At 42.8% G+C, this 14,071-nt stretch carries 11 protein-coding genes; 9 read left to right on the forward strand and 2 right to left on the reverse strand.

Annotated features, from left to right (window positions below; genetic code table 11):
• Positions 1 to 61: 61 nt before the first annotated feature.
• The 7 genes from AAEY75_RS02050 (at position 62) to yfaE (ending at position 7,866) form a co-directional block, all read left to right on the forward strand.
• Positions 62 to 988 carry a bestrophin family protein gene (locus AAEY75_RS02050; protein WP_194197490.1) on the forward strand — a complete coding sequence of 309 codons (927 nt, stop codon included), beginning with the start codon at positions 62 to 64 and terminating at the stop codon, positions 986 to 988.
• A gap of 246 nt (positions 989 to 1,234) precedes the next feature.
• Positions 1,235 to 1,555, forward strand: a complete 321-nt coding sequence (locus tag AAEY75_RS02055) for a YbeD family protein (protein ID WP_194197613.1) — start codon at positions 1,235 to 1,237, stop codon at positions 1,553 to 1,555.
• A 527-nt stretch (positions 1,556 to 2,082) separates the two neighbouring features.
• Positions 2,083 to 4,359 carry a class 1a ribonucleoside-diphosphate reductase subunit alpha gene (nrdA, locus tag AAEY75_RS02060; RefSeq protein WP_352258109.1) on the forward strand — a complete coding sequence of 759 codons (2,277 nt, stop codon included), beginning with the start codon at positions 2,083 to 2,085 and terminating at the stop codon, positions 4,357 to 4,359.
• Between the two features lie 106 nt (positions 4,360 to 4,465).
• Positions 4,466 to 5,527 carry a bacteriophage abortive infection AbiH family protein gene (locus AAEY75_RS02065; protein WP_352258111.1) on the forward strand — a complete coding sequence of 354 codons (1,062 nt, stop codon included), beginning with the start codon at positions 4,466 to 4,468 and terminating at the stop codon, positions 5,525 to 5,527.
• Positions 5,528 to 5,915: 388 nt separating this feature from the next.
• Positions 5,916 to 6,287 carry a hypothetical protein gene (locus tag AAEY75_RS02070; protein WP_352258113.1) on the forward strand — a complete coding sequence of 124 codons (372 nt, stop codon included), beginning with the start codon at positions 5,916 to 5,918 and terminating at the stop codon, positions 6,285 to 6,287.
• A 67-nt stretch (positions 6,288 to 6,354) separates the two neighbouring features.
• Positions 6,355 to 7,488, forward strand: coding sequence for a class Ia ribonucleoside-diphosphate reductase subunit beta (nrdB, locus tag AAEY75_RS02075; protein WP_189581383.1), 1,134 nt, complete (start codon positions 6,355 to 6,357; stop codon positions 7,486 to 7,488).
• Between the two features lie 111 nt (positions 7,489 to 7,599).
• Positions 7,600 to 7,866 carry a class I ribonucleotide reductase maintenance protein YfaE gene (gene yfaE, locus AAEY75_RS02080; RefSeq protein ID WP_110922985.1) on the forward strand — a complete coding sequence of 89 codons (267 nt, stop codon included), beginning with the start codon at positions 7,600 to 7,602 and terminating at the stop codon, positions 7,864 to 7,866.
• Positions 7,867 to 7,966: 100 nt separating this feature from the next.
• Here the strand turns inward: yfaE and AAEY75_RS02085 are convergent, their stop codons facing one another.
• Positions 7,967 to 9,286, reverse strand: a complete 1,320-nt coding sequence (locus AAEY75_RS02085; RefSeq protein ID WP_352258116.1) for a S1C family serine protease — start codon at positions 9,284 to 9,286, stop codon at positions 7,967 to 7,969.
• Positions 9,287 to 9,593: 307 nt separating this feature from the next.
• On the opposite strand from AAEY75_RS02085, the gene AAEY75_RS02090 reads away from it, so the two are divergent.
• Positions 9,594 to 10,418, forward strand: coding sequence for a Nif3-like dinuclear metal center hexameric protein (locus AAEY75_RS02090; protein ID WP_352258118.1), 825 nt, complete (start codon positions 9,594 to 9,596; stop codon positions 10,416 to 10,418).
• Between the two features lie 85 nt (positions 10,419 to 10,503).
• Here the strand turns inward: AAEY75_RS02090 and tnpB are convergent, their stop codons facing one another.
• Entirely contained in the window at positions 10,504 to 11,658 is a 1,155-nt protein-coding gene (gene tnpB / locus AAEY75_RS02095) for an IS200/IS605 family element RNA-guided endonuclease TnpB (protein WP_352258120.1), read from the reverse strand.
• A 1,126-nt stretch (positions 11,659 to 12,784) separates the two neighbouring features.
• Here tnpB and AAEY75_RS02100 point away from each other — a divergent pair.
• On the forward strand, positions 12,785 to 13,993 hold the full coding sequence (locus tag AAEY75_RS02100; protein ID WP_352258122.1) for a transglycosylase SLT domain-containing protein: 1,209 nt from the start codon (positions 12,785 to 12,787) through the stop codon (positions 13,991 to 13,993).
• Positions 13,994 to 14,071 lie beyond the last annotated feature (78 nt).

Genomic DNA, 14,071 nt, shown 5'->3' on the forward strand with positions numbered 1-14,071 from the left:
TATTAGAATCATACCCTGCACTTCATCGTGCATCTATATACCTCATCGCTAGGAAGCCAACATGATTGTCCGGCAAACACCAAACGCCCTTAAGATATTTCTTACCCTGCGTGGATCAGTCATTCCGAAAGTCTATCCGCAAATTTTACTTATCGCCATTCTCAGCACACTCATAACGATTGTGCAACACTGGTATCCTGACTCTTTTCCTTATTATGGTATGGCTCCTTTTACCTTGCTAGGGATCGCATTGTCATTGTTTCTAGGGTTTCGGAACAATGCCAGCTACCAACGTTGGTGGGAAGCACGAGGGCTATGGGGTCAACTGGTCTATGACTCTCGCAGCTTTGCCCGCCAAGTGCTTTCATTTGTAGATGATGACACCGAAGCTGGCCGCGATGCCCAACGTTCGATGATTCATCTGACAATCGCCTTTTCTCACGCTGTGCGCCATCGGCTGCGCGGTACGTCTCCTTGGCAAGATGTCGACCCTTTTGTAGCAGCGACCTATCATGACAGTATGCGTCAATCGAGGAACCTACCTAATTATCTGATGCGCCTCTTAGGTAAGCAGCTTGGTGATGTGCGTCGTCAACAGTTATCATCGGAACTTATGGTACAAAACATGGACGAGCGCTTGACGTCTATGACGATTGTATTGGCAGCCTGTGAGCGTATTCATTACACACCACTGCCGTTTGCTTACATGTTGCTAGTGCATCGTACGACTTACCTATATTGTATTACGCTGCCTTTTGGCTTGGTGGCCTCGCTCGGTTGGGCGACTCCCCTCATCTGTGCTGTCATTGCGTATACCTTTTTCGGTTTAGATGCCCTTAGTGAAGAGCTAGAGGAGCCATTTGGTTTTGCGTCTAATCAACTGCCACTTATGGCATTGTCACGCACGATTGAAATCAACTTATTAGAAGCGATGGGAGAGACAGACCTACCGCCTGAGATCGCACCTATCAACAGTTATTTGCAGTAGCTGTTTGCGACAGAGAGTGATAATAAGGTGGTGGCGTTCCCTATCAAAGTAATTGCCGTGCCCCATCACTTGAATAATAAGGTCAGCACCACTATAAATAGCCAATAAAGCTATTCTCTTAATAGCTCAAATTTTAATAAAAGCGAGGCACATATCATGAGTGATGATTCAAAAGACACTGATAATCAAAACAGCACCAATCAAAGCGCCAAAGACGCTACTAATCAAAACGCCAAAGACGTCACGATGACTGACATGACACCCAATGAAGGCGTCTTAAAAGGTAAAAGAACAGACATCCAAAATCCAGATTTGTGGGATTTCCCAATGAACTACCCATTGAGCATCATTGGTCATGAAGGCGAGCATGAGGGCTTGCTTAATGAAGTGAAGCTAATCCTCGGTAGTCAGTTCCCTGATTTTGATTTGGCTTCTATAGAAGTTAAACCGTCTAAAACGGGTCGCTTCCATTCAGCACGCGTCAATTTATACCTCACAGACGCCGATCAAGTGAATACACTTTATGCGTCATTGGACAATGCCAAAACAGTTCGCATGGTCGTATAAACAGGTAATGGGTATTTAGAAAAAAACAACCCCTTTTCCGTCTAAATCGTCACTCATATGGGTGGCGATTTTTTGTGGTTTGGTGTACAATCTGCGCCCGCATTATTGCCAGTACGATCACTATTATCAGTCGACAATAACCGATAAAATAAAAATCAAACCGTCACGATATTTTTACAAAAAATTTATAATGAGCGCATTTGCGTCTAACCCTTATCCCATCGTCCTTTGCCAAAATTTGGACAACACACAAGCCCTCAGCAACATAGTTTCACTCTAAAATCAATATAGTATTTTCAAAATTTTCCCGCTATATTGTGCCTACCAATTAATAAACACGCTATATGTAGTACTCAGTGATTTTAATCGTCACTACGAGTATTGGGTATTTTTTGCCTAAAAAAAGAGCAGCTAACGCCAGCAGTTACCATGTTTAGATAGCGTGTTTAAATAAGCAGTACGATAAAAAACGTTGAGCGGGCTTTACCGTTTAACGAATAATATAAGCAACCAAAATAGAGGCCAGCATGACACATATCGACAAAATCAAAGTGACCAAACGTGACGGACGATTAGAACTTATTGATTTAGATAAAATTCATAAGGTAATCGAGTGGGCAGCTCACAATTTGGATAATGTGTCGGTATCACAAGTTGAGCTAAAATCGCACATCCAGTTTTATGAAGGTATCAAAACTCGTGACATTCACGAGACGATCATCAAGTCTGCTGCTGACCTTATCTCTGAAACCACGCCTGATTATCAATATCTAGCGGCGCGTTTGGCTATCTTCCATTTACGTAAGATTGCTTATAATAAATTTACACCGCCGCATCTGTATGATCATGTCAAAACGCTAACTAATGCTGGCAAATATGATGAGCATATCCTAGCTGACTATAGCCGTGCCGAATTTGATGAGTTAGAAGAGTACCTCGATCACTGGCGCGATATGAACCTTGCCTATGCCGCTGTTGAGCAAATGGCAGGCAAATACCTCGTCCAAGATCGCGTGAGCAAGACTGTCTTTGAAAGCCCGCAGTTCTTGTACATGCTGGTCGGCATGTGCTTGTTCAGCCGTTACGAAAAGTCAGAGCGTATGAACTATGTGAAGCGTTTCTATGATGCGACCTCACAATTCAAAATCTCACTACCGACGCCTATCATGTCTGGTGTGCGTACGCCATCGCGTCAGTTTAGCTCGTGCGTATTGATCGAATGTGGTGATAGTCTAGACTCTATCAACGCGACCACTAGCGCCATCGTACGCTATGTGTCACAGCGCGCTGGTATCGGCATCAACGCGGGTCGTATCCGTGCCCTTGGTAGCCCTATCCGTGGCGGCGAAGCACAGCATACTGGCTGTATCCCATTCTACAAATTGTTCCAAACGGCTGTTAAATGCTGCTCACAAGGCGGCGTCCGTGGTGGTGCTGCGACTCTATTTTACCCACTATGGCATTTAGAAGTTGAGTCATTATTGGTACTCAAAAACAACCGCGGCGTCGAAGACAACCGTGTCCGTCATATGGATTACGGCGTCCAGTTAAACAAAACGATGTATACGCGCCTTATCAAAGGTCAAGACATCTCGCTATTCTCACCAGGTGACACGCCAGGCTTGTATGATGCGTTCTTTGAAGATCAAGACAAGTTCGAAGAGTTATATACCAAGTACGAAAATGATCCTGCTATTCGCAGCCGTCAAATCCCAGCAGCAGACTTGTTCAGCCTAATGATGCAAGAGCGCGCCAGTACGGGTCGTATCTATATCCAAAACGTCGATCATTGCAACACGCATAGCCCATTTGACGCGACGGTTGCGCCGATTCGCCAGTCAAACCTATGTATGGAAATCGCGCTACCAACCAAGCCACTTGATAATATCAATGACGAAGAAGGCGAAATCGCCCTTTGTACGCTATCAGCAGTCAACTTGGGTAAAGTTGAAAACGTCAGCGATATCGAAGAGCCAGCTGAGCTAATCGTCCGTGCGCTCGATGCCCTGCTCGATTATCAAGACTATCCAGTCAAAGCCGCTCAAAACGGTAGCATGCGCCGCCGTACGCTAGGTGTTGGCGTGATTAACTATGCTTATTACCTTGCCAAGAATGGCGTACGCTATTCAGACGACAGCGCGCTTGGTCTCACGCATCAAACGTTTGAAGCGTTGCAATTCTATCTTTTGAAAGCGTCAAACAAATTGGCAAAAGAGCAAGGCGCTTGCCCTGCGTTCAATGAGACGACATATTCACAAGGTATCTTGCCGATTGATACGTACAAAGCCGACTTGGATAAAATCTGCCAAGAGCCGCTACATCTCGATTGGGAAACGCTACGTAGCGAGATCACTGAGCACGGTCTACGCAACTCTACCCTAACCGCCTTGATGCCGTCTGAGACCTCTAGTCAGATCGCCAACGCGACCAACGGTATCGAGCCACCACGTGGTCTGGTCTCTATCAAAGCGTCAAAAGACGGCATCCTAAAGCAAGTCGTGCCTGAGATTACGACGCTAAAAGATCAGTACGAGCTACTATGGCAAATGCCAAACAATGACGGTTACCTAAAGCTGGTCGCTGTCATGCAGAAGTTCGTCGATCAAAGTATCTCTGCCAACACCAACTACGATCCTGTTCGTTATGCTGGTGGCCGTGTACCGATGAAGATATTGCTAAAAGACTTGCTAAACGCTTATAAGATGGGTGTGAAGACGTTGTACTACCATAACACTCGTGATGGTGCGAACGATGCCCAAGCGGATATGGAAGATGATTGTGCTGGCGGTGCATGTAAGATCTAAGTTTGCGGGAGAAGCTCTTTAAAGAGCGTTTCTGATGGATGGCGGGTTTGGCTTTGGGTTAAGCTCGCTGTTTGTTTAAAACTGTAAAAGCAAGCTAGGGCTCGTCATGAATATTTTATTTATTTTAGGTAATGGTTTTGATATTAATCTTGGATTAAAAACTAGATATCAAGACTTTTATGATGTTTATAGTAAAAATCATAGCAACTACGACTCAGTTATGAAGCTCAAAGATCATATTGGTAAAAATACAGATGGATACTGGTCAGATTTGGAATTAGCATTAGGTGATTATACTAATGCGTTCAAATGTACTGAAGATTTTGATGAAGTAACCGATGATATTAAATTGTCGCTGTCATCTTACTTGGATAAAGTACAAGCTGAATTTGATAGCCTATCTATTAACGAGGTCAAATTCTTGTATGACCTAATGTATCCAGAAGTATATTTGACTCCTGCTCAAAAAGATGAAATTACTAAATTTAAAAATGTATTTCAGAATACTCATTGGCGTTTCAGTATTGTTACTTTTAATTACACACATACTGTTGAGAGAATTATAGAAAAAAACGATAGCTCTGAAATCGGATCCCATGACAATACAAATAGAAATGGTAAATTAAAGCATATTTTGGATGAAAATGTGAATCATATTCATGGCTATGTAAATGATAGAATGATTTTAGGAGTAAATGATTTATCTCAAGTGGCAAATACAGACTTACATAACAATATTGATATTGAGGAGTCACTCATCAAATCAAAATGTAATGAAGCAAGTGGGCAAAAATCTAATATTTTTTTTGATGAGAAAATTGAGAATGCAGATTTAATTTGTGCGTTTGGTTTGTCTTTTGGTGACTCTGATAAGATATGGTGGGAAAAAATTGGACAAAAGTTAGAAAGTGGTACTAGCAGAATGCTAATCTTTGATAGAAGTACAAATGAAAATACGACATTATCATACAAAGACAATCGAACAAGACGAAAGGTAAAGCATCACTTCCTAAGTCAGACAGGTTTGACAGAAGATATGCAAAATTCTATTAGTAGTAGAGTTTATGTTGGTATCAATACCTCAATGTTTCAAAAAGTTGCATTTAAGCCTGAAAAAACTGAAGTGGCTGACAAATTCGGTAATGCGAAAATTGACTTATTATTATAAAGCACCCTTACAGCATAAATATTATGGAATGATTAAAAAGGTGCATGGAATTCACCCTACGCCTACTAGGTCGAAATGTTGAGCTTTGGTTCAAGTTATGAATAGAGCAAAAAGCACTTGTGATGAGTGCCAATCATCATACTTTAAAGATAGCTCAAAGATGTCAGACTTGTGTCCAAATTGCGCTAACAAACTTTATGGCTATCCAAACTGTAGCCATCATTTCGAAAATGGCATTTGTGTAGAGTGTGGCTGGAATGGTCAAGAATCTGATTATGTAAAAGACCTATAGTCATTACGCCAACGGCAAGGCAGATACAAGCGGTAGGCGGAATTGGCTACTGTTATAACTAAAACCTACAGACAGAACTAAAACGACGGAGGTCATGTGCAATATACCGCAATCATCAAAGACGGTGGTTTGTTTATCCCAAACGTATTTTCAGACCTAAACGATGGTGGCTCGCATATCGTACAAGTCGAGGTTGATATTGCAGAGGTGCGTCAGCAGTTAGGTGTAAACGTCGCACCAAAGGCAACCGTCGCCAAAAAGGCTGTGGCAAAAGCACCCAAAAAACCAGCATTAAGAGCCACTAAAAAAGACTCAAAAAGACTGTCAGAAGATGCTGATGTGAGTACCCTACGCAAAAGCGCACTCGATGAATTAGAAGCGCTCGATGATAGTGAGCTGAGCGAGATATTCAAAGCCTATATGAACGATGGACAAGAGTCCTCACAGATATCGTTAGAAAACTTGTAATACAATCAAATGAAAGCCCGTCACAACTATATAAATCAATAACCGTATCCATTATAAAGGCAGTCTCATGACCTACTCGATTTTTTCACAGACACCAAACAATGCGCTAAAAGAGCCGATGTTCTTTGGTAATCCAGTCAACGTAGCGCGCTATGACCAACAAAAGCACCCTATCTTTGAGCAATTAATCGAAAAACAACTGTCGTTCTTTTGGCGTCCAGAAGAAGTTGATGTGTCAAAAGACCGTATGGACTTTGGCAACCTGTCTTCGCATGAGCAGCATATATTTTTGAGTAACCTCAAATACCAGACCCTACTCGACTCTATCCAAGGTCGTAGCCCGAACGTGGTGCTATTGCCGCTCGTGTCTATCCCTGAGCTAGAGACTTGGATTGAGACATGGTCATTCTCTGAGACCATTCACTCGCGCAGCTATACTCATATCATTCGTAATATCGTCAATGATCCAAACATCATCTTTGATGACATTATGAAAAACGAGCACATCTTAGAGCGTGCCTCTGACATCGCCCAATATTACGATGACCTGTACCGCAACTCGCAGCTATATAGCCTATACGGCGCTGGTACGCACAACGTCAATGGCGAGGAAGTCACTGTCGATTTGCGATCACTGAAAAAGCAGATGTACCTGTGTATCGTCGCAGTCAACGTCTTAGAAGCCATTCGCTTCTATGTGTCATTTGCCTGCTCATTTGCGTTTGCCGAGCGTAAGCTGATGGAAGGTAACGCTAAAATCATCAAGCTCATCGCTCGTGACGAAGCACTGCATTTGACGGGTACGCAGCATATGCTCAACCTCATGCGCAATGGTCGTGACGATCCTGAGATGGTCGAGATTGCCGCAGAGTGTTATGAAGAAAGCATTGAGATATTCCGCAAGGCTGCCGAGCAAGAAAAAGAATGGGCAGGCTATCTGTTCAAAGATGGCTCGATGATTGGTCTAAACAAAGACATCCTTTGCCAATATATCGAATTCATCACCAACTTGCGTATGGAAGCGGTTGGCCTGCCAGCCGTGTTCCCGAACTCGAAATCAAATCCAATTCCATGGATCAATACATGGTTGTCGTCTGATAATGTGCAAGTTGCCCCGCAAGAGACAGAAATCAGCTCTTATTTGGTTGGTCAGATTGACTCTGACTTATCAGACAGCGATTTTGATGATTTTGAACTGTAACGTTTGAGCTATAAAATTTGAGTTGTAATAGTTTTACGCTTTAATAGTGTTTTACGTTTCGATGGCTGTAGGATATAGCAGCCAGATAGTCAAATCCAAATAGGATGAATTATGACGTGGGTAATGACCAGTAAACAGCAGTTTTACTTGCATGACGATGAGAGTCTGCTCGATGGACTGCTGCGCACCGGACATGAGGTTAATTATCAATGCCGCGAGGGCTATTGTGGGAGTTGCCGAGTCAAACGTATCGCAAGCTCACATACGGTCGACTATCCATTTGAGCCACTCGCCATGATTGACGAGGATGAGATACTGCCTTGCTGTTGCCGTGTACAAGGCGTTATACATATCAATCATGAGCCTATCGTAAAGTAGAGAAAAACAAATAAAAAGCGCGCTATCTTATATAGATAGCGCGCTTTTTTTATACTAATATCTCATTGCTATGAGCGATGACGAGAGATGTTAAAGGTAACTACTGAGGAGCACCATCATTCTCAAACAGTTTTAGCAGCTCTTCACGCATACGGTCACGCTCTGCTTCTGACATCATTGGAACGTTCTGCTGTTCGCTTTGGAGATCAGGTTGAGCAAAGCTCTCAGCTTGCGCAGAAGCAGGAAGCGCAACAGGCTCTTGCTCTGGACGTACTTCTAGCGAGATGGTGACCTGCTTGTTATTACCATTACGCAATATCTGTGCATCAAGCTGTGTATCAGGAGACTTGCGAGCGACATATTGAATCAACGTATTAGCATCCGTCATCTCAATGCCATCAATGGTCAAGATAATATCGCCCACTCGTAGACCACTCTTCGCAGCTGGGCTTTTGTCAATGACGTTTAGCACTTCTACACCAGTCGACGTTTCTAACTGCGTTGGATCACGTAGCTGTGATTGTATCTCGATACCCAACCAACCTCGACTGACTTTACCATCTTTAATCAAGGCATTCATAACCTGCTCTACGATAGAGGTAGGAATGGCAAAACCGATACCGAGAGAGCCACCAGATTGTGAAAAAATCACGGTATTGATACCAACCAACTCACCGCGAGCATCTACCAATGCTCCACCTGAGTTACCAGGATTGATCGCAGCGTCCGTCTGAATGAAGTCTTCAAACTTATTCACACCCAATCCAGTACGACCTGTCGCTGAGATGATACCTTGGGTCACAGTCTGACCCACACCGAACGGGTTACCAATCGCCAACGCCAAATCACCGACACGAATAGGATCTTCGCGGAATCCTAACGGCGTCAATCCTGTCATATCGACTTTAATCACGGCCAAATCACTGTCTGGATCGGTACCCACCACTCTAGCGCGACTCTTACGACCATCATTAAAGGCCACCGTAATCTCATCGGCTTTTTCGACGACATGGGCATTGGTCACGATATAGCCATCTTCTGACACAATCACACCAGAGCCTAGGTTGGTATTGCCTTGCTCTGCTGATTGGCCACCATGATACTCAAAAAACCGGCGCAGCACAGGGTCATCCATATAAGGATGCTCTGCTACGGTCTGTGTGGTATAGATGTTGACGACCGACTGGGATGCACGGGCGACCGCATTATGATAAGAGGAGATAGGTGCTGGCGTATCGGCAATAGGTTCTGAGGCTTGCTGCTCAGCAGGTGTGGTTCTCGGTGGCTCCCATTTAGCCTCTGACGTCGATTTCATACTCGTAAACAACCAGATAAACGCTGCCAGTACTAGTAGCAATAAGACCCAAGGTAACCATTTTAATAAAGAAGTCTTGTTATTGGTGTTCCGGGATGACGACATATACAACCTCTATAAATTTAATGCAGAAAATGATGATAAGTAATGAGTGAACACTGCTGCTGGTTTGATTTTTTTATTTAACACTAAGACCAGTATTGATGCCACTCTCTAATGAGACGCTATCAATCAGTACAGCTCACGCCTACAAATTATAACCGCCAGCCATACCAAATGGTAACGTATCGTGTACCATTTCAGTTAGTAGCTTTGTCTACTCTTTTACAACGCCATGTTAAAATGATTATTATAAAAAACTATGGATTATTTGCAATCATTTGACCGATTGCGACAACGATAAGGGCATACCATGACGGCTATCGACATTTCGACAGAATCAACCAACACTACCATGACAGCAGAGGCGCTAACGCAGTTTTGTGACGACTATTTGTCAGCCAATGCGTTTAAAGATTATGCACCCAATGGCTTACAAGTAGATGGTGGACGACCTATCCAGCGCATCGTCACTGGTGTGACTGCTTGCGAAGCGTTAATTGATGCGGCCATCGCTGATGGTGCCGATGCCATTATGGTACATCATGGCTACTTCTGGAAAGGCGAACCTGCCACTATCACAGGTATGAAAGGTCGACGTATTCGCAAATTGATGCAGCATGGTATCTCTATGATTGGCTATCACTTACCGCTAGATGCGCACCCTATCGTTGGCAACAATGCCATGCTCGCTGAGATACTAGATCTGACCATCACTGGTGCGCTCTATCCCGCTGAATCACATCCCGTTGGTAATATTACCACTTGTGTACCGCAAAGCACCGATGATCTTATCGCGAAGATTACTCAAGCATTAGGGCGCACACCACTACATATCGCAGCTGAGTATCATGAAAACTCATCTTCTGAAACAAGTAATAGGTTAATAGAACGTATCGGTATCTGCACAGGTGGCGCGCAAGATATGATCGAACAAGCCGCATTGATGGGCTGTGATGCATTTATATCTGGTGAAATCTCTGAGCGCACTACCCACATCGCACGTGAGCTTGGAATTGATTACTTTGCTTGTGGACATCACGCAACAGAACGAGGCGGCATTCAGGCATTGGGTAAGGTAGTATCTCAAGAGTTTGGCGTGCCTGTGACTTTTATCGATATCGACAATCCTGCATGAACTACCCACTACTTTAGAGGTAGGGGTTTCTTAGGTAATGCCCATACTTGATACAATGTTTTGTATCAGTGGTTAGGCAAATTTACTAAGCTAACCCTGTCGCACCGACAGTTTTTAATCGTTTAGCCAGTAGTAATCCTTGATTTAAGATATTGATACTGGCGTTAAGGTCGCGGTCATTTTTTTGCAAACAACTTGGACAATTCCAAGATCGCACCGACAGCGGTAATTCAGCTTTCGTTAGCAAGTGACCACAGTTTGAGCAGGTCTTAGAGGATGGATACCACCGGTCTATTTTGACAAGCGTTTTACCGTACCACTCTGCTTTATAGGTCAGCATAGTGGTGAATGTTGACCACGAGCTGTCTGATATGGCTTTAGCCAGTTTGCGGTTCTTAACCATGCCCTTGACGTTCAAGTCCTCTATCGCAATCACATCGTGGTTTTTGATGATATTGAATGAGAGCTTATGTAGAAAGTCTTTGCGGGTACTGGTTATTTTCTCATAAACTTTAGCGACTTTAAGTTTTTGCTTTTGATAATTACGGCTCTCTGACAGTTTGCGCTGATCCGCTTTAGCAATCGCTCTGCGTTTGGCTAAAATCTTTTGTGCGCGAGCCAGTTTGTCTTGCAGTTTCGATAGAAACTTAGGATTGGCAACTTTTGTACCGTCTGATAAGACGATAAAGTCTGTCAATCCTAAATCAATGCCGATGTTTGATTGGGTTTTTGGTAATACGTTAACGATGGTTTCAACCAATAGGCTGACGTAGTATCTACCTGATGGGGTGCGGCTAATGGTGGCGCTCTTAATCAGACCATTTATTTTGTCGGGGAACTTGGCGTTGATATGGCCTATTTTGGGTAGTTTAACGGTGCTGTCTGTGATCGCTACCGTTCCTTTTTGATTGTTGGTGGTATAGCTGTCCCTAATACCCTTTTTCTTGAAATTAGGGAAACCTGAGCTTTGCTTGAAAAACTTGTTGTAAGCACCTCTTAGCTGCTGCTGCACATTAGCCAATGCTAAGCTATCCACTTCCTTTAGCCACTCAAACTCTTTTTTATACTGAGCAGGTGTGTTGTTTAAGGTGGTTTTTGTGGCCTTGTAGTGGTCTATTTTATCGCCAAGCATCTTGTTCCAAATAAAACGACTACAGCCAAACGACTTGGCAAAAAATATCTGCTGATCCTCGTTTGGATATAGTCTAACTTTATGGGCTTTTAGAATTTGCGTGGGCATGGAGGCTTATTATGAATAAGTGATATAATTATTAATTATAATACCACAAGCACTAAGGGTAGTGATTAATAACGCATTCATCCCACTACTTTAGAAGTAGGGGAATTCTGCGCTAAGATGTTAAAACTTCAGTTTATAACCTCAATTATTATCTCTAAATTCATAGTTATTTATGGGAATTGGGAATAGAGACGACTCTTTCAATTCTCACAATCAATGATTATGACCTCAATCCATGCACCAAAAAGGGTGCTTTTTCTAACCGTCTGTAGCCCTATTGTTAAGTTTTATCGCTAATTTCTTAACTATACTTGAATAATCGGATGAATATCCGCATATTCTTACTTGAAGAAAGAACGTCTTGTCATGAGACTTCCCATTTATTACAGCTTCCGGTTATGGCGCTTAAATTATGGTAAATATCTAAAATCTCATTGTTCTATATGATAGATGAGCTGATATGGCTTAGCCAAAATACATTTTTATGGCTGACTACTCCTGAATTTTAGCGTTGCAATAATGGTTTAGTGATACCTGATTGATAGCTTATTTCGATAGATATTCTATTCATTATCAAACAGACTTATCTGCTGACCTTTGTTGCTGAACAAAATATTTGAGTTGTTATTTACTCTACTACAAACCATTTAAAGAGTAGATAGCGACTGATTTAACGTATAAAAAGTTGGATACTCAGAGTTATTGGTATTCCTTCTATTTTCGCGTTTTTGTTTCAAAAACTTATTTCATGACCTTACCTATGTTTAATATATAGTTGTTTTAGTATTAGCCTTATCTGTTCACCGTTGAAGGAATCATTTGATTTATACCCTTCTCGGTGTTGTGCGTTTTTATGATTTATATTGATACGTTAGAAGTAATATTTCAGCTTTGTACGTATTTGCCAACAGATGATTAGCTATTAAAAGACGGTACCACTCATGCTAATGAAGCAGCGATTAGCGCTATTGTTACTAAAGGCACTATTATTAAACAAGTAACCTCACACTTATACTATTAAGAAGTGTGAGATTATCTAAATGTAACATCGATGTATGCCTCTATTATTGGTATGCACCCATGAACATTTTACGGTAAGCAGGATGGCTAAAATCAGGAGACATCCATGCAGCGTATTACTTATCGTGTAAAAGTATCTGCGCAAGGGGCCAAACGCCGTATTTCTTATTTACTGCGTCCATCTAAACGCCTACTGAACACTAAAAGTAACATCGTTTCATCCGTTACCCCAATGACATCGGCGCGTTTTGCCAAAACAAAAAAATTGGTGCAGTTGTCTAGTATTGCCCTTCTCTCTTTACCTGCTGAGAGTTTGACTATCATGGGTTCGCCAGTGCCAGCCTATGACAATGTCATGCTACAGAACACTTTAACCATTGCTGCTGTCCCAGGCGACAGCACTTATTTTGCAACCGATGGCTTTCAACATGGCTTCGGCTTTGACTTGGTACGTACCTATGCTGACGAGCTGGGTGTTGACGTGAATCTAAAAGCTTATGCCAACGAAGAAGCGGCATTAAAAGCGCTAAGATCAGGCGAAGCAGACATGGCGCTGACAACGGCCAGTACTAAGCTAAAGAGTAGCTTTAATCTGTCATCGATTAACGTGAGCTGTGGTTATGATGCCAGCTTGACTAAAAACGGCTTACACCCAAAGGTCAGCTGGACGTTTAACTCGTCTAATGACCCGCTATCAGAAAAAGCCAGTTACTTCTTATGTGACAGTATTAAGCTGCAAAACACGCAAAAGCTTGCGGCCTTTTACAATCAAAACTTGCTAAAAGACGCCTATAGTCAGGACCATTTTCAAAAGACACTAACTGAAAAGTTACCAGACTACCAGTCTTCGTTTGAAGAGCAAGCACGCAACTATAATCACGATTGGGAACTGTTAGTAGCCATGGGCTATCAAGAGTCACATCTAGATGCGGATGCAGTGTCGCCAACAGGTGTACGTGGCCTAATGATGCTGACTAATAACACGGCCAAAGCAATGGGCGTATCAGATCGTGTTGATCCATACCAAAGTATCGGTGGCGGTGCGCGTTATCTAGAGCAAATGAAAGATGACTTCGCCGATGTACCAAAATCGGATCGAATTTGGTTCGCGCTGGCGGGCTATAACATGGGACCTAATGCTGTAAAAAGTATTCAGCGTACCCTACAAGCGCAAGGTGTCAATGATAAAAGTTGGGCCAATGTCTATGCATACCTCGCTGAAAACAGAGCGTCTAATAGCCGCTACGGTCAAGCGATGCATTATGTGAGTAACATCAGAAGCTACCTTGAGACGATTAAGACGCAAACGGTCTAGTTATCTCTGCTGGCTTAGACAACCACAAAGACTTTACAATAAAAAAGCTGCTCTTATAACAAGAGCAGCTTTTTTGTG

Source organism: Psychrobacter sp. TB55-MNA-CIBAN-0194 (assembly GCF_040309505.1).
Lineage (GTDB): Bacteria > Pseudomonadota > Gammaproteobacteria > Pseudomonadales > Moraxellaceae > Psychrobacter > Psychrobacter fozii.